General features: G+C 65.0%; 9 protein-coding genes. 3 read left to right on the forward strand and 6 right to left on the reverse strand.

Annotation, left to right across the window (positions count from 1 at the left end; translation table 11 throughout):
• Positions 1-5: 5 nt before the first annotated feature.
• The gene (locus AC3A35_RS09775; RefSeq protein ID WP_487435862.1) at positions 6-818 is read right to left on the reverse strand and encodes a UDP-2,3-diacylglucosamine diphosphatase; all 813 of its coding nucleotides are present in this window, start codon (positions 816-818) and stop codon (positions 6-8) included.
• Positions 819-911: 93 nt separating this feature from the next.
• The gene (locus tag AC3A35_RS09780) at positions 912-2,120 is read right to left on the reverse strand and encodes a BaiN/RdsA family NAD(P)/FAD-dependent oxidoreductase (protein ID WP_487435863.1); all 1,209 of its coding nucleotides are present in this window, start codon (positions 2,118-2,120) and stop codon (positions 912-914) included.
• A gap of 276 nt (positions 2,121-2,396) precedes the next feature.
• Between AC3A35_RS09780 and AC3A35_RS09785 the strand changes: the two genes are divergently transcribed.
• A complete protein-coding gene (locus AC3A35_RS09785) occupies positions 2,397-6,020 on the forward strand; it encodes a DUF748 domain-containing protein (RefSeq protein WP_487435864.1) in 3,624 nt (1,207 codons plus the stop codon).
• Between the two features lie 195 nt (positions 6,021-6,215).
• Here AC3A35_RS09785 and lpdA read toward each other — a convergent pair whose 3' ends face one another.
• The 4 genes from lpdA to AC3A35_RS09805 all read right to left on the reverse strand — a co-directional run bounded on the left by lpdA (position 6,216) and on the right by AC3A35_RS09805 (position 13,890).
• On the reverse strand, positions 6,216-8,009 hold the full coding sequence (gene lpdA, locus AC3A35_RS09790) for a dihydrolipoyl dehydrogenase (RefSeq protein ID WP_487435865.1): 1,794 nt from the start codon (positions 8,007-8,009) through the stop codon (positions 6,216-6,218).
• 12 nt (positions 8,010-8,021) lie between these two features.
• A complete protein-coding gene (gene aceF / locus AC3A35_RS09795) occupies positions 8,022-9,668 on the reverse strand; it encodes a dihydrolipoyllysine-residue acetyltransferase (protein ID WP_487435866.1) in 1,647 nt (548 codons plus the stop codon).
• Between the two features lie 20 nt (positions 9,669-9,688).
• Complete coding sequence (gene aceE, locus AC3A35_RS09800; RefSeq protein ID WP_487435867.1) at positions 9,689-12,367, reverse strand: pyruvate dehydrogenase (acetyl-transferring), homodimeric type; 2,679 nt, start codon at positions 12,365-12,367, stop codon at positions 9,689-9,691.
• A 353-nt stretch (positions 12,368-12,720) separates the two neighbouring features.
• Entirely contained in the window at positions 12,721-13,890 is a 1,170-nt protein-coding gene (locus AC3A35_RS09805) for an ABC transporter substrate-binding protein (protein ID WP_487436209.1), read from the reverse strand.
• A gap of 225 nt (positions 13,891-14,115) precedes the next feature.
• On the opposite strand from AC3A35_RS09805, the gene AC3A35_RS09810 reads away from it, so the two are divergent.
• Both AC3A35_RS09810 and AC3A35_RS09815 read left to right on the forward strand, forming a co-directional pair.
• A complete protein-coding gene (locus AC3A35_RS09810) occupies positions 14,116-16,827 on the forward strand; it encodes a PAS domain S-box protein (protein ID WP_487435868.1) in 2,712 nt (903 codons plus the stop codon).
• Positions 16,802-17,440: a response regulator transcription factor gene (locus tag AC3A35_RS09815; protein WP_487435869.1), complete on the forward strand. Its 639-nt coding sequence runs from the start codon at positions 16,802-16,804 to the stop codon at positions 17,438-17,440. Before AC3A35_RS09810 ends, AC3A35_RS09815 begins: the two co-directional genes overlap by 26 nt.
• Positions 17,441-17,491 lie beyond the last annotated feature (51 nt).

Consider the following 17,491-nt stretch of genomic DNA (forward strand, 5'->3'; position numbering starts at 1 on the left):
GGCGCTTACGGGTTCAACGCGACCTCGCGCTCGTCGTGCGGAACGGGCGGCGTGCCGGGGGCGAGTTCCGGGGCGGGCGGAACGCCCCATTTGATCAGTTCCAGACGGCCGTCCAGGTGTTCCACGATGGCCGTGCAGCTGTCTACCCAGTCGCCGCAATTGACGTAGGTGAGGCCGTCGACCTCACGGATCGCGGCCCAGTGGATATGGCCGCAGATCACGCCGTCTACGCCGCGCTCGCGCGCACCGTGCATCACCGAATCCTCGAAATCGAAAATGAAGTTCACCGCGGTCTTGACCTTGCGCTTGGCGTAGCCGGCCAGTGACCAGTAGCCCGACCAGCCCAGTCGGCGGCGGATGCGGGATAGGCCGTTGTTGATCCGGACCAGTCCGTTGTAGGCCACATCGCCGAGCACGGCCACCCAGCGGTGGTGACGGGTGACCTGATCGTACTCGTCGCCATGCAGGAGCAGGAAGCGGCGACCGTCGGCGGTTTCGTGGATCCAGTCGTTTTCCAGGCGGATGTCGCCGAAGGTGGTGCCGATGTATTCGCGCAGCGCCTCGTCGTGATTGCCGGGAATGAAGATCACCCGGGTGCCCTTGCGCGCGCGGCGCAGCACTTTCTGCACCACCGTGTTCTGCGTGCCGGTCCAGTGGATGCCGCGGCTCATGGCCCAGAAATCGACGATGTCGCCGACCAGGTAGAGGTACTCGGAGTCGTGGTGACGCAGGAAGTCGAGCAGGCGATCGGCCTGACATCCGCGCGTACCCAGATGGATGTCGGAGAGAAAGATCGCGCGAACCTGTAGTTCCTTCATGGGTGGCCGGTGGCGATGAAATCGTCGCCTAGCGTGGGCCCGCGGTGTGACACGGTGATGACTGCGCCGGGGGCAGCGCCGTGCTAGTGGCGGTCAGGCATGCTGGCCGGCAGCGTAGCCCGATGACCAGGCCCACTGGAAGTTGTAGCCCCCGAGGTGGCCGGTGACGTCCATCACCTCGCCGACAAAGAACAGGCCGGGAACGGAGCGGGCCTCCATGGTCTTCGATGACAGGGCGTGGGTGTCGACGCCCCCGAGCGTGACTTCGGCCTTGGCGTAGCCCTGGGTACCGGACGGCGTGAGTTGCCAGTCGGCGAGGGTGGCGGCGATCGCGCGCAGTTCGGCATGACGGAACTGGTTGATCGGCTTCTCCCAGCCATGCAGCGCACACCAGGCATGGGCAAAGCGTCGCGGCAGATGCTCCGCCAGCAGGTTGGCGAGCAGGCCGCGGTCTCCGGCGCGGCTGAGCAGCCAGGCTTCGCTGTCGATGCCCGGCAGCAGGTTGAGGCTGACCGGTGCCCATTCGTCCTGGTCGTAAGCCTGGGCCTGCCAGTAGCTCGACACCTGGAGGATGGATGGGCCGGACAGGCCGCGATGGGTGATCAGTGCGGCTTCGCGAAAGACCGGACCGCGACAGCTGGCTTCGACCTCGAACGAGGCCCCGGCCAGTTCGGCCAGGCGGGCAAGGGTTTCCGGCGCCAGGGTGAGCGGAACCAATGCCGGCCGGGGCGCGATCACCGGCACGCCGAACTGTTCGGCGATGCGGTAGCCGAAGGGCGTGGCGCCAATCTTGGGGATCGACAGACCGCCGGTGGCGATGACCAGACTCCGGGCGCGGATGCGTCCGTGCCCGGTCTCGATGACGAAACGCTCGGTCTCGTATCCGCTCGGCTTCACCGCATGAACGGTGGTCGGCATCGCCCATTGCACCGCACCGTAATCGCACTCGGTGCGCAGCATGTCGATGATCTGTTGCGCGGAATCGTCACAGAACAGCTGCCCCCACTCACGTTCGTGATAGGAAATCCCATGACGGTCCACAAGATCGATAAAATCGCGCGCCGTGAATCGCGACAGGGCGGAGCGGACGAAATGCGGGTTGCGGCACAGGAAGTGTTCGGCGGTCACCTGGCGGTTGGTGAAATTGCACCGGCCGCCGCCGGAGATGCGGATCTTCTCGGCCAGTTTCGCTGCATGATCGACCAGCAGCACGCTGCGACCACGCTGTCCGGCGGTTGCCGCACACATCATGCCGGCGGCACCTGCACCGATTACCACGAGGTCGAAATGCTGGTCAGTCACAATGGAGCCCGGTGCGGTGAAAGCGGCGCAGAATACGCCCCGTCGCGATTCGCGGCAAATGAGCATCGACCGGCAAGGTGCGAATCGACAACCGGAAGTCGCGGCCGATCCGATGTTGGTCCACCCTTGTCGATCTCGCCTATCTTGCCCGCTGGTCCTCGTATGCGCCGGCCCCGGCGTTCCCGCATCGCAGCGAGAAATGGCCGGCGGCGTTGATTGCGGTTCCAGAATGTCGTTATTGTTCCAAACTTGAGTGCACGCGCATGGAGCGTCTGAATGCCTGATTCATCCCCCGGTCCGATTGCTAAACCCCGCCTGCAGCGGCTCATCCGCCCGGCGAAGTGGGCCGCCGGTGTCTTGGTGGCTGTTGCCGTGATCGGCTTTGGCGTGGTGCCGCCGGTGGCGCGTCACTACGCGGTCCAGATCCTCGGCGACGCCCTCGGCCGCGAAGTGTCGATCGAGCGCGTCGGCTTCAATCCGTTCACGCTGACTGCGGAAGTCCACGGCGCCAGGGTGATGGAGGCCGACGCGGTGACCCCCGGGCTGTCCTTCGATCGTCTGCGGGCCAATCTTGAACTCGAGTCGATCGTGCGCGGCGGTCCGGTACTCCACGAGCTGTCGATCGCCGGTCTGCAGCTCAAGCTGGTCCGGATGGCGGAGGGCAGGCACAACTGGTCGGATGTCGCCGAGCGCCTCGCAGCGCAGGCCGGCAGCGACAAGGAGGCGCGGTTCTCGGTTGGAAACATCCAGCTCGGCGACGCGCGGATCGCAATCGACGATCAGGTCGAGGGCTTGCAGCACGAGTTGTCCGCGATCAACGTCGGCATCCCTTTCCTGTCCAACCTGCCGGTAAAGGTGGATGTGTTCGTCGAGCCCACGCTGTCGGCGCAGCTCAACGGGCAGGCGCTGGGGCTGAGCGGGCGCAGCAAGCCGTTCAGCACCGACCGTGAGACGGTGCTCGAGCTGTCGCTGAAGGATTTCGAGCTCGCGCCCTGGCTGCCCTATCTGCCGTTCGAACCCGCGTTCAAATTGTTGTCCGGCAGGCTCGGTACCGAACTGGCGGTGTCGTTCCGCCAGCCCGGCGACGCGTCACCGTCGGTGTCGCTCAGTGGCCAGACCCGTATCGACCAGCTGATCGTCCACGACAAGGCCGACCGTCAGGTCATTTCAATCGGCGAGCTCGAGCTCGAACTGGCCGACGTGCAGCCCCTCGCCAACAAGTTCCACTTCAGCAAGCTGCGCCTGGCCAAGCCCGAGATTGATCTTGTCACACTGGCCGATGGAAGCATCAACCTGCGCCAGCTGTTCCCGCAGCCGAAGCCCGTGCCGCGACCGGTCGCGACCGGATCCAGGCAAAGGGGCCGTACCTCCGCGCCTGCTGCGGCAGAGGGCGATTCGCAGCAGGCTCGAGCGTCTTCGGACGAGATCGACTTCCTGCTTGCGTCGGCTCGCGTACGCGATGGCGTGATCCGGTTCGAGGACCGCAGTGTGGCCGGGCCATTCCGCACCCGCATCGAGGCGATCAACCTCGACCTGCGCGACCTGTCCACCACCGGCGAGATGCCAGCCGAGATCCGGCTCGACTACGCCACCGACGCGGGCGAGAAACTCAGTCACCAGGACAGTCTGCGGCTGAACCCGCTCGAGCTCGAAGGCAATCTGACCTTCGAGCAGCTCCAGGCAAGCCGTTATGCGCCCTACCTAGCACGGGCGCTGCCGGACGCGGTGCTTCGCAGCGGCCGCCTCGACGGCGCCATCCATTACAAACTCGCGCTGACGGGCGGCGAGCTGGTGGCCGATGCCAATGCCGAAGCGCTGACGCTGATCGATTTCGAGCTCGGTCTCAAGGGGAGCAAGACCAGTGCCGTCCGGATTCCACAAGTGCTGGTAAGCAATGCGCAACTGCAGTTGGCCGAACGCAAGCTCACCGTGGGCGGACTCGAGGTGGAGGGCGCTTCGGTGTCCGCCATCCGCCAGCGCGACGGTCGTGTCGACCTGATGGCGCTGGCCGGTGCGCCAACCCCCGCCCGCAAGACGACGCGTGACGATGCCCCGTGGTCGGTCACGGTGGGCACGCTCGGGCTCGAGGGCGCCTCGGTGCGGATCGAAGACCGCAGTGCAGGCAAACCGGTGGTGTTGCTGGCCTCCGGCATCGCATTGAACGTGGAGAATTTCTCGACCGCCAAGGGCGCCGCGTTGACGCTCCAGCTCGACAGCCTGATCAACAAGGGCGGCAAACTCGGCGCGAGCGGAACGGTGGTGCTCGATCCGCTGAAAGCGTCGATGAAACTCGACATGCGCAGTGTCGATCTGTTGCCGCTGCAGCCCTATGTACTGGAGCAGACCCGGATTGCGATCGCGCGCGGCAAGCTCACCACCAAGGGCATGCTGATGCTCGAGGCGGCCCGCGACGGCAGTCTGAAAGGTGAGTACAAGGGCGATCTCGAAGTGGCCAATTTCGCTTCGGTCGACCGCCGGAGTGCAACCGATTTCGTGCGCTGGCGAGCCCTCAACATCCGTGGCGCGAACGTCAAGCTGGCGCCGTTCGCGCTCGACATCCGCGCTGTCGCGCTCAATGATTTCTATACCCGCCTGATCCTCGACGAGGAGGGCAAGCTGAATCTGCGCGAGATCCAGCCGGGCTCCGAAGCGGAACAGGACGAGCGGCAAGAAGCGGAGGCGGCGCTCGCCGACGACCCGTCACAGGACAAGCCGATACCCCGGGTCCGGGTCGGCCGGATCGACGTCAAGGGGGGCAATATTGCCTTCAGCGACCGCTTCGTCCAGCCGAACTACGATGCCAATCTGACCGGCATGGCGGGGGCGCTGACCGGGCTTTCGTCCGATCCCGACACGATCGCGAAGCTGACCCTGCTGGGCAAGGTCGACAATTCCGCGCCGGTATCGATCGAGGGCGAGTTCAACCCCTTTCGTCAGGACCAGTATCTGAACATCGGCGCCTCGGTGAAGGATTTCGAACTGACCAGCCTGACGACCTACTCGGGCAAATACATCGGTTACGGGATCCAGAAGGGCAAGCTGTCCGCCGAGCTCACCTACCGGATCGAAGATCGCAAACTGGCTGCGACCAACCGCATCTTTCTCGATCAGCTCACCTTCGGTGCAGCGGTGGACAGTCCGGACGCAGTCGATCTGCCGGTGCAACTGGCGGTCTCGCTGCTCAAGAATGGCCGGGGCGAGATCGACCTCGATCTGCCGGTCAGCGGTACCATGGACGACCCGGAGTTCAGCGTGTTCGGGCTGGTGATGCGGGCGCTGTTCAATCTGGTCGGCAAGGCGGTCACCTCGCCGTTCGCCCTGCTCGGTGCGGCGTTTGGCGGTGGCGACGAGCTGTCGCAACTCGAATTCGATTCCGGCGTCGCCCGCCCGGGCGTGGCGCAGCAGGAGAAGCTGGCGCTGTTGTCCAAGGCGCTGAACGACCGCCCGGGGCTGCGGCTGGATGTGGCCGGGCTGTCGGATCCGACCTCCGATCCGGAGGGCATCAAACGGAGGAAGCTCCTCGATCAGGTGCGCGCGGTGAAGCTGAAGGCGATGATCAAGCGCGGCGAGTCGGCGCCGTCGCTGGAGGCCATCGAACTGTCGGAGCAGGAATACCCCGAGTTGCTGCAGGAGGTCTACGACGGTGCCGAGATCAAGAAGCCGCGCAATCTGATCGGGATGGCCAAGCGCCTGCCGGTGGCCGAAGCCGAAGCCCTGTTGCTGGCCAACGTCGAAGTCGGCGACGAAGACCTGAAGGCGCTTGCATTGCAGCGCGCCCAGGAAGTCCGCGCGTGGCTGGTGGATACCGGCAAGGTGCCGGCGGAGCGCATATTCCTGGTTGCGCCGACGCCAGAGCAGGCCAAGGCCGGTGGCCGGCAGGTGCATTTTTCGCTGCGTTGACGGGGCGCCCTCCGACTGGACCGGATGATGCCGAACGTACGGGGGTCGCGGCCCGCGTGATGGCCGGGCTGTCCGTGTCTGGCAGCGACCGGGCGACGCGCGCTGCAGGATGTGCGTATCCTGCGGCGACAGCGCGCCGCAAAACGAATGGCCCGCATGTGCGGGCCATTCGTCGATGAAGCTTGCTGCGAAAAACTACTTCTTGCGTTGCGGAGGCAGGTCGGTGCAGCTGCCGTGGGCAACTTCGGCGGCCATCCCGACCGACTCACCCAGGGTCGGGTGGGGGTGGATGGTCTTGCCGATGTCGACGGCATCCGCGCCCATCTCGATCGCCAGGCAGACTTCGCCGATCAGGTCGCCGGCATGGGTGCCGACGATGCCGCCGCCGATGATGCGGTGGGTGTCCGCATCGAACAGCAGCTTGGTGAAGCCTTCGTCGCGACCGTTGGCGATCGCGCGGCCCGAAGCGGCCCACGGGAACAGGCCTTTCTCGTACTTGATGCCCTGCGCCTTGGCCTGCTCTTCGGTCAAGCCCGCCCACGCCACTTCCGGATCGGTGTAGGCCACCGACGGAATCTGCATCGCATCGAACGAGGCCTTGTGGCCCGCGGCGACCTCGGCCGCGACGTGGGCTTCATGGACCGCCTTGTGGGCGAGCATGGGCTGGCCGATGACGTCGCCGATGGCGAAGATGTGCGCCACGTTGGTCCGCTGCTGATTGTCGGCCGGGATGAAGCCGCGATCGGTCACGATCACGCCGGCTTTGTCGGCGGCGATCCTGTTGCCGTTCGGGGCGCGTCCGACCGCCACCAGCACGAGGTCGTAGCACTGGGCTTCGGCCGGGGCCTTCTCGCCCTCGAACTTCACCCAGATGCCGTCTTCCCTGGCTTCGGCGCCGACGGTCTTGGTCTTGAGCATGACGTTGTCGAAGCGGTGGGTGTTCTTCTTTTCCCACACCTTCACCAGGTCACGGTCTGCGCCCTGCATCAGGCCATCCATCATTTCGACCACATCGATGCGTGCGCCCAGGGTCGAATACACCGTGGCCATTTCCAGGCCGATGATGCCGCCACCGATGACCAGCATGCGCTTCGGGATCTGACGCAGTTCGAGCGCGCCGGTGGAGTCGATCACGCGCGGATCCTTCGGCATGAAGGGCAGGTCGACCACCCGCGAACCGGCGGCGATGATGCACTGCTTGAAGCGGACCACCTTCTTCTCGCCGGTCTTGTCCTGCGCGCTGCCGGTGGTGCACTCGACCGCGATGTGGTTCGGATCGAGGAAGGTACCGAAGCCGCGGACGAATTCCACCTTGCGCGCCTTGGCCATGCCGGCGAGACCGCCGGTGAGCTTGCCGACGACCTTGTCCTTGTGGCCGCGCAACTTGTCGATGTCGATCTTCGGCGCGCCGAAGTCGATGCCGAGGTCGGCGAAATGGCTGGCTTCGTCCATCACGTTGGCGACGTGCAGCAGCGCCTTGGACGGAATGCAGCCCACGTTCAGGCAAACCCCGCCCAGGGTGGCGTAGCGCTCGACGATGACCGTCTTCAGGCCGAGGTCGGCAGCACGGAACGCAGCGGAGTAGCCGCCGGGACCGGCGCCGAGCACCAGCATGTCGCACTCGATGTCGGCGCTGCCGCCATGGCTGGCCGCGGCGGGCGCCGCGACCGGTGCCGCTGCCGCTGCCGCTGGTGCAGCAGGTGCCGTGGCCGGCGCTGCGGCAGCAGGCGCCGCCGTGGCGCCCGCTCCGGCCGCTTCGACCTTGAGCAGCACGGCGCCTTCACCGACCTTGTCGCCGACCTGGACCAGCACCTCCTTGACCACCCCGGCGTGCGAGGAGGGCACGTCCATCGTCGCTTTGTCGGACTCGAGCGTGCAGATGGCGTCGTCCACCTTGATGGTGTCGCCTGCCTTCACGAACAGCTCGATCACCGGCACGGTATCGAAATCACCGATGTCCGGTACTTTCACTTCAACAATCTGGCTCATGTCGCGGTCTCCTTAGAGCATGACCCGACGGAAGTCGGCCAGCAGTTGGGCGAGGTAGACGTTGAAGCGGGTCGCGAGCGCGCCGTCGATCACGCGGTGGTCCGCGGTCAGCGACATCGGCAGGGTCAGCCGCGGCACGAAAGCCTTGCCGTCCCACACCGGTTTCATCGCCGACTTGTTGACGCCGAGGATGGCGACTTCGGGCGCATTGACGATGGGTGCGAAGTAGGTGCCGCCGATGCCGCCGAGCGAGCTGATGGTGAAGCAGGCGCCGGACATGTCGGCCGGGCCGAGCTTGCCGTCACGCGCCTTCTTGGCCAGCGCGCCGGATTCGGCGGCGATCTCGAACACGCTCTTCTTGTCGGCTTCCCGGATCACCGGCACCACGAGTCCGTTCGGGGTGTCGGCGGCGAAGGCGATGTTGAAGTACTTCTTATAGACGAGGTTGTCGCCGTCGAGGCTGGTGTTGAACTCGGGGAATTCCTGCAGCGCGCGCACCGAGGCCTTGACGATGAAGGCGAGCATGGTGAGCTTCTTGCCGGACTTCTCGAACTCCTTGTTCATCTGGACACGGAAGGCTTCCAGATCGGTGATGTCGGCGTCCTCGTGGTAGGTTACCGCCGGAATCATCGCCCAGTTGCGGGCGAGGTTCTGGCCGGAGATCTTCTTGATCCGCGACAGCGGCTTGACCTCGACCTCACCGAACTTGGCGAAATCGACCTTCGGCCACGGCAACAGATCGAGGCCACCACCCAGACTGCCGACGGCAGCGGCGGCCGGGGTCTTGCCCGGGACGACGCCGGAGCTCATCGCGCCCTTGATGAAGGCGGTGATGTCTTCCTTGAGGATGCGGTTCTTCGGGCCGGTGGCCTTGACCTGGGCCAGATCCACGCCCAGTTCGCGGCCATAGGCGCGCACGCTGGGACTGGCGTGAACCTTGCCACCGATCTTGACCGCCGACGGGGCCGTGGCCGCCGCCGCGGCTGCAGGCGCAGGGCTTGCCGCTGCAGCGGGCGCAGCTGCAGCGGGTGCCGGCGCCGGCGCACTTGCGGGCGCAGCCGGCGCCGACGGTGCCGCAGCAGCTGCGCCGGCGGCCTCGACCTTGATCATCGCGCTGCCCTGCGAGACCTTGTCGCCGACCTTGACCAGCACTTCCTTGACCACGCCGGCGTGGGAGGAAGGCACGTCCATCGTCGCCTTGTCGGATTCGAGGGTGGCGATCGCGTCGTCGACCTTGATGGTGTCGCCGACCTTCACGAACAGCTCGATCACCGGCACGTCCGAGAAGTCGCCGATATCGGGCACCGTGACCTCGACCACACCACCGGCCGCCGCCGGTGCGGCAGCGGGTGCCGCTGCGGGTGCCGCTGCGGGTGCGGCAGCAGGCGCCGCCGGAGCGGGCGCCGCAGCACCTGCATCTTCCGCTTCGACCTTGATCATCAGGCTGCCCTGCGAAACCTTGTCGCCGACCTGGACCAGCACTTCCTTGACCACGCCAGCGTGGGAGGAAGGCACGTCCATTGTCGCCTTGTCGGATTCCAGCGTGGCGATGGCGTCGTCGACCTTGATGGTGTCGCCGACCTTGACGAACAGCTCGATCACCGGCACGTCGGAGAAGTCGCCGATGTCCGGAACTTTCACTTCAATCAATTGGCTCATGTTGTTGTCTCCCTCGGTGCTCAAACGGACATCGGGTTCGGCTTGCTCGGATCAAGCTTGTACTTGACCAGCGCAGCGGCAACCTTGTCGCGTTCGATCTTGCCTTCGTCGGCAAGCGCCTTGAGCGCAGCCAGCGTGACCCAGTGACGATCCACCTCGAAGAAGTGGCGCAGCTTCTCGCGGGTGTCGGAGCGGCCGAAACCGTCGGTGCCCAGCGTGACATAGGTGTTCTTGACGAACGGACGAATCTGCTCGGCGAACAGCTTGATGTAGTCGGTTGCAGCCACCACCGGGCCGACCGCGCCCTCGAGCTTTTGCTCGACGTGCGACAGCTTCGGCGCTTCCAGCGGATGGAGCAGGTTCCAGCGTGCGGTGTCCTGGCCATTGCGTGCGAGCTCGTTGAAGCTCGGGCAGCCCCAGATGTCGGCTTCGACGCCCCAGTCGTTCTTGAGCAGGTCGGCGGCGGCAATGACTTCATTGAAGATGGTGCCCGAACCCAGCAGCTGCACGCGCAGCTCGCCGGCGCCGCCCTTCTTGAAGGCGTACATCCCTTTGATGATGTCGGCCTCGGCACCGGCCGGCATCTCCGGGTGCTCGTAGTTCTCGTTCATCACCGTGATGTAGTAGTACACATCTTCCTGCTCGGCAAACATGCGGCGCATGCCGTCCTGCACCACCACCGCGACTTCGTACTGGAAGGTCGGGTCGTAGCTGACGCAGTTCGGGATCATGTTGGCCATCACCAGGCTGTGACCGTCCTCGTGCTGCAGGCCCTCGCCGTTGAGCGTGGTGCGCCCGGCGGTACCGCCGATCAGGAAGCCGCGGGTGCGCTGATCCGCTGCCGCCCAGCACAGGTCCATGGTGCGTTGCATGCCGAACATCGAATAGAAGATGTAGAACGGAATCATCTGCACGCCGTGCACGCTGTAGGCGGTGCCTGCAGCAATCCAGTCGGCCATGGCGCCGGCTTCGTTGATCCCTTCCTGCAACACCTGGCCGGTCTGGCTTTCCTTGTAGAACATGAGCTGGTCATGATCTTCGGGTACGTACTTCTGCCCTTCCTGGTTCCAGATGCCGTACTGGCGGAACATGCCTTCCATGCCGAAGGTGCGGCTCTCGTCGGGCACGATCGGGACGATGTTCTTGCCGATCTGCTTGTCCTTGAGCAGGGTGTTCATGATGCGCACGACGGCCATCGTGGTCGACAGTTCGCGACCCTCGCCCGAGGCCTTCAGCAGCGCGCCGAAAGTATCGAGTGCGGGCACCGGCAGCGGCTCGGCCTTGCGCCGGCGGCTGGGCAGGAAGCCACCCAGGGCCATGCGGCGCTCGCGCATGTACTTGTACTCGGCGGAGTCTTCGGCGAACTTCAGGTAGGGCAATTCGGCGAGGTTCTCGTCGGCGACCGGAATGTTGAAACGGTCGCGGAAGCGCTTGATCGACTCGGTGTCGAGCTTCTTCTGCTGGTGCGAGATGTTCATCGCCTCGCCCGACTGGCCCATGCCGAAACCCTTGATGGTCTTGGCCAGGATCAGCGTCGGCTGACCCTTGTGGGTGACGGCGGCGTTATAGGCGGCAAAGATCTTGAACAGGTCGTGGCCACCGCGGTTCAGGTTCCACACCTGCTCGTCGGTCCAGTCCGCGACCAGCGCCCGCAATTCGGGGGTGTTGAAGAAGTGTTCGCGAACGTAGGCGCCGTCCTTGGCCTTGAAGGTCTGATATTCGCCGTCGCACAGTTCCATCATGCGCGTCTTGAGGATGCCCTTCTTGTCGCGCTCGAACAGCGTGTCCCAGTTGGTGCCCCAGATCAGCTTGATCACGTTCCAGCCGGCGCCGCGGAATTCGGCTTCGAGTTCCTGGATGATCTTGCCGTTGCCGCGCACCGGCCCGTCGAGGCGCTGCAGGTTGCAGTTGATGACGAAGATCAGGTTGTCGAGCTTCTCGCGCGCGGCCATGCCGATCGCGCCCAGCGACTCGACCTCGTCGGTCTCGCCATCGCCGAGGAAGGCCCAGACCTTGCGTTTTTCAGCCTGGGCGGCATCGATCAGGCCGCGGCTGGCCAGGTACTTCATGAAGCGGGCCGAGTAGATCGCGCACAGCGGGCCGAGGCCCATCGACACGGTCGGGAACTGCCAGAAGTCGGGCATCAGCCACGGGTGCGGATAGGACGACACGCCCTTGCCGTCGACTTCCTGACGGAAGCTGTCCATCTGCTCTTCGCTGAAACGACCGAGCATGAAGGCACGGGAATAGACGCCCGGCACCGAATGGCCCTGGAAGAAGATCAGATCGCCGCCGTGGTCCGCGCTCGGCGCATGCCAGAAATGGGAGAAACCCACGTCGTAGAGCGCGGCGGCAGAGGCGAAGGAGGCGATGTGGCCGCCGACGTTGGTGTTCTTGTTGGCACGAACCACCATCGCCATCGCGTTCCAGCGGATGTAGGAGTGGAGCTTGATCTCCATGTCCGCATCGCCCGGGTACTTGGGCTGCTGGTCGGCGGGGATGGTGTTGATGTACTGGGTGGTGGCGGAGTAGGGCAGGTTGATGCCTTCCTCACGTGCGCTGTCGATCAGTTTCTCGATCAGGAAATGGGCGCGCTCGGCACCTTCGTTCTCGATGACCGCAGCGATGGCGTCGAGCCACTCCTGCGTTTCCTGGCTGTCGGGGTCGGGTTGCAGAATGACGTTTGATGTTCCGGTCATGGTTTGTCTCCTCATGACTTTGGTTGGCAAAGTCCGCCCCGGCAGGGCGGAGATGGTCGTGAAATACGCGAGACCGAACCGGTGCTGTCCGATCAGCGTTTCGAACTATAAAACCATGTTTCGCAATGCGCAATAGCTTTTGTGGCGGTGGAACAAAAAAAGTGTCGTCTTGCGAGCTTTCGAAAACCTTTATCTGTCTCTGGAACGGGAGCCGAGCGCAAAAAAACAGGGCTCGACGCATGGATGCGTGAGCCCTGTCGTACTCGGAACGGGAAAAAAATCGGCCGGGGGTGAGGGAGGGAGGGAGAGGTCCCCCGGCCGATCGGGAAAATCGATACTTGTCGCGGGCAGCGTCATTGCCGCATCGCCCGCAGGCGATCGTCCGCGTAGGCAAAGACCACCCGCCCATTGCGTACTTCGCCCATGTAGATCTGCCCGGGTGATGAGATGGTTTCGTGGCTGTCCCGGGTGAATGGACGCGCGTATTCCATGATCACTCCGGCTACCCGGGTCTCGAGATTCTCCAGCGCCTCCCGGATACGGTCACCGTCGGTGGTGCCCGCCTGGCGTATCGCAGCCGCCAGCAGAAGGGCAGAATCATACCCCTGTGCAGCGGCTGGTGGCACGGGAATTCGCTCGGTGCCGGTGAGCTCGCGCCAGGCCTCGAGGAAGGCCTTGCGACGTGCCGTATTGGGTTCCTGGATGAAGGTCTGGGGCATGCGGGCGCCTTCGGCGTTGGGGCCGGCGTTGTCGATGAAATTCGACATCGCCAGTGTCCAGCTGCCGATCAACGGCACTCTCCAGTCCAGACGCGCCATCCCGTTGGCGATCTGAGCCAGTTCGGGGCCGATGCCGTAGGTCAGGATGGCCTGGACGCCCCCTTGTCGTGCGCGCAACAGGGCCTGGGTCATGTCCGCCTGGCGAAGCTGGAAACGTTCGATCAGGACCGGCTCGATATCGCGGCTGGCCAGCGCCCGTTCGAGGTCCTCGCGACCCAGCTGGCCATAGTTGGTGGCGTCGTGAAAAATGGCGACCCGTCGCAAGCCCCGTCGATCGATGGCTTCCTCGACGATCATCGCCGCCTGCAGGGTGTCGTTCGCCGATACCCGGAACACAAAGTTCTCGGCGAATTCGGGCGGCTGGAATTGCTTGGTGACCAGCGAACCGGTGGCGACCGAGGTGATCACCGGTATCCTCGCCTGCTGGTAATAGCGCTGGCTGGCGAGGGCGACACCGGTATTGACGATGCCGAGGCCGGCGACCACCCCTTCCTTGTTCAGCAATTCCTGGACGACTTGGGCCCCACGCTCGTTACGCGCTTCATCATCGCGCTCGATCAGCTCGACCGGGCGCCCCAGGAGTCCGCCGCCGGCGTTGATTTCGGCGACCGCGATGCGGATGCCTTCACGCATCGAGACCCCCATCGGGCTCGAGCCGCCGGTAAATGGACCGGTTACGCCGATCCTGACCGGCTGCACCGCGCCGGCAGGCTCGGCCGCTCCCGCGGGACCCGTCAGCAGCATCACGGCCAGGACATTCAGGAGCCGAAGGGTTGTGCGCAGGAACATTGCCGTATTGTGTTGTGTTATCGACCGACAAAGAATTGGCGGAAACCCGAAGCGCACCACTAGGGTAATACCCGATGCCGGCTGGGGCCAAGGCGCGGCAACAATGCAGCGTCATCCGGACCGGTGCATGTCGACGTTCGCGACTCCGGCGTCCCCCGCAGTTTTCCCCCGCGTTCACTCATGACCGAAACCGACGATCCTGCTCAATCCGCACCCAATCGCTGGTACTGGACGGCGCCTTATGTCGCGGTCGTCGTCTTTGCGCTGTCGATGCTCGCCCTCGTCGGCCTGTTGCAGACCCGCGAACTCGACAGCCAGCGCAATGCGGTGGCGCGCGACGTCCAGTGGGCGGAGCAGACCATGCGGCTGCACATGCAGGGCACCGAGGAGTTCCTCGGTCAGCTCGCCCGCGACCTGGCGGCCCAGGCGCTCGATCCGGACGGATTCCAGCTGCGCGCCAATCAGCACATCGCCAACAATGGCGAACTGGTCAACGTGGTCTGGGTGGGGGAGGACGGAATCGTGCGCTGGTCGGCACCGTTCGATACCACCGACTGGCTCGCCGGCGACGCGCTGGCGGCGCCGCAGTCGGCGGCCTTCGTCCGCGCACGCGACGGCGGCCGCGCCGCCTACGGCGAGGCCTACACTACGGCGCGCGGTTTGACCGTGCTCGAAGTCTATGTGCCGATCCGCCACGGACGCGATTTTCGTGGGGCCATTGTCGGCGTGTATTCGATCGAGCGGGTGGTACGCCATCTGGTCCCGGGATGGTTTGCGGAGAAGTATCGACTGGCGTTGTTGAATGCCGACGGCGAGACGCTGGCGGTGAACTCCGCGCTCAAGGATCTCGACGAAAGCGTGGCGTTCGAGCTCCCGCTCGATCCGCCCGGCAATGGCCTCGTCCTGCGTGCGACCGCGTTCCGCACCGGCGGGCAACTCCCCCAGGCGCTGCCGATCGTGCTGATCATCGGCCTGTCGGTGATCGTGCTGTGGACCCTGTGGCTGCTGCGCATGCACGTACTGCGCCGGGTTCAGGTCGAGAAGGAGCGTGATCGCCTGTTCAACCTGTCGCTCGACATGTTGTGCGTGGTCGGCCTCGATGGATCGTTCAGGCGCTGCAACCCGGCTTTCGAACGCATCCTCGGCCATTCCCCGCGCGAGCTGCCGGGCAAGCCGATGCTCGACCTGGTGCATCGCGACGATGTCGCCTCCACACTGGAGCAGTTGCGCCTGCTGGCCGCGGGGCAGCCGGTCAAGTTCGAGAATCGTTGCCTGTGTGCCGACGGCAGCTACAAGTGGCTGGTGTGGAGCATCAACCCGGTGCGGGCCGAAAAGCTGGTGTATGCGGTGGCGCACGACATCACCGGGCGCAAGGCCGCCGAGGAGGCCTTGCGCGCCGAGTCGGCGTTTCGCAAGGCGATGGAGGATTCGGTCATTACCGGCCTGCGCGCGATCGATCTCAGCGGTCGCATCATCTACGTCAATTCCGCCTTTTGCCGCATGGTCGGGTTCGACGAGGACGAGTTGCTCGGGGCCGAGGCGCCGTTTCCGTACTGGCCGACCGAGGAGCTCGATGTCTGTGCGCGCAATCTCGAGCTGACGCTGGGCGGGCGGGCGCCTTCCAGCGGTTTCGAAATGCGCATCCGGCGCAAGAACGGCGAGAGGCTCGATGCGCGCTTCTATCTGTCACCGCTGATCGATCTCACCGGCCGTCAGACCGGCTGGATGGCCTCGGTGACCGACATCACCGAACCCAAGCGCGTGCGTGCCGCGCTCGAGGCCGCCCATGAGCGCTTCGAGGCGGTGCTCGACGGGCTGGATGCGGCGGTGTTCGTGTCCGACGCCGGCACCGACGAGATCCTGTTCGCCAATCGTGCGTTCAAGGCCATTCATGGTTTCGATGCGGTCGGGCGCACGGTGCGCGGGGTGGCGGTGCCGCAGCCTGAGCGGGGCGACTACCGGGTCGACCCGCGCGGCCTGAGCGTGGCCGACCTGCCGCGCGAACTGTTCGACGGCGAGCTGCAGCATCCGCTGTCCGGACGCTGGTACCACGTGCGCGAACACGCCACGCGCTGGGTGGACGGCCGGGTGGTGCGGATGGGCATCGCCACCGACATCACCGACCGCAAACAGACCGCAGAAATCTCGCGTCAGCAGGAGGAGCGGCTCGAGCGCACCTCGCGCCTGATCACCATGGGTGAAATGGCTTCGACGCTGGCCCACGAACTCAACCAGCCGCTGTCGGCCATTGCCAACTACTGTGCCGGTTGCGTCACCCGCATGCAGTCCGGCAACAGCAAACCCGAGGACCTCCTTGCCGCGATGCAGAAGGCCAGCTTCCAGGCCGAGCGCGCGGGCAAGATCATCCGCCGCATCCGCGAGTTCGTGAAGAAGAGCGAGCCGCGCCGCAATGCGGTGCAGATCGCCGACATACTCGACGATGCGCTCGGATTTGCCGAGATCGATGCGCGCCGTCTCGGCATCCGGCTGGTGGCCGAAGTCGCACCGGGGCTGCCGGCGGTTTACGCCGACCGCATCATGATCGAGCAGGTGGTGCTCAATCTGGTCCGCAACGGGCTCGATGCGATGAGCGACGTGCTGCCCGAGGAGCGCACGCTGGTGGCGCGTGCGCGTCCCTTCGGGCCGCACTCGGTCGAAGTGGCGGTCATCGATCGCGGCCATGGCATCAGCGAGGAGGACCGGGCCCGCCTGTTCACGCCTTTCTATACCACCAAGGCCGAGGGCATGGGCATGGGGCTCAACATCTGCCGCTCGATCATCGAGTTTCACGATGGCCGCCTGATTGTCGACGTCAACCCGGAAGGGGGTACCATATTCTCCTTTACCTTGCCCACGGAGGCCGCAAGTGAGCGAGTCGCGCGCAGTGCCTGACCAACAGATCTACATCGTCGACGATGACGAAGCCCTGCGTGACTCCCTGGTCTGGATGCTCGAGTCCAGCGGGTATGCGGTGGCGGCGTTCGATTCCGCCGAAAGCTTTCTCGCCGCATGGCGCGAGTCGATGTCCGGCTGCCTGGTGCTCGACGTGCGCATGCCCGGCATGAGCGGGCTGGAGCTGTTCGAGGAACTCGGGCGCAAGCGCTTCACCTTGCCGGTGATCTTCATCACCGGTCACGGCGACGTGCCGATGGCGGTGTCCGCGCTCAAGAAGGGGGCGGTGGATTTCATCGAGAAGCCGTTCGGCGACCAGGACATGCTGCGCCTGATCGAACAGTGTTTGCAGCAGGAGCGCAACAGCCGCTCGAAGCGCAAGCTCGAGGCCGATACGGTCCGACGCCTCGATCACCTCACCCAGCGCGAGCGCGAGGTGCTCGACCTGATCATCGCCGGCAAGCTCAACAAGCAAATCGCCGACGTGCTCGGCATCAGCATCAAGACCGTCGAGGTGCACCGCGCCCGCGTGATGGAGAAGATGGGCGCCCATTCGCTGGCCGAGCTGGTGCAGCATGTCGTCACCGTGGAGCCGACCGCCGCCACCCGTTGAGCCATCGTCGCAACCGACAGACCGGACGCGGCAGGTACGCATAGGCATTGC

The sequence above is a fragment of the Azoarcus sp. Soil_N_20 genome (assembly GCF_057656155.1).

Bases quoted from the DNA above. Each gene is read 5' to 3' on its own strand.
- AC3A35_RS09775 (WP_487435862.1), bottom strand. From the start codon at position 818: ATGAAGGAACTACAGGTTCGCGCGATCTTTCTCTCCGACATCCATCTG.
- AC3A35_RS09785 (WP_487435864.1), top strand. From the start codon at position 2,397: ATGCCTGATTCATCCCCCGGTCCGATTGCTAAACCCCGCCTGCAGCGG.
- lpdA (WP_487435865.1), bottom strand. From the start codon at position 8,009: ATGAGCCAGATTGTTGAAGTGAAAGTACCGGACATCGGTGATTTCGAT.
- aceF (WP_487435866.1), bottom strand. From the start codon at position 9,668: ATGAGCCAATTGATTGAAGTGAAAGTTCCGGACATCGGCGACTTCTCC.
- aceE (WP_487435867.1), bottom strand. From the start codon at position 12,367: ATGACCGGAACATCAAACGTCATTCTGCAACCCGACCCCGACAGCCAG.
- AC3A35_RS09805 (WP_487436209.1), bottom strand. From the start codon at position 13,890: ATGCTGCTGACGGGTCCCGCGGGAGCGGCCGAGCCTGCCGGCGCGGTG.
- AC3A35_RS09810 (WP_487435868.1), top strand. From the start codon at position 14,116: ATGACCGAAACCGACGATCCTGCTCAATCCGCACCCAATCGCTGGTAC.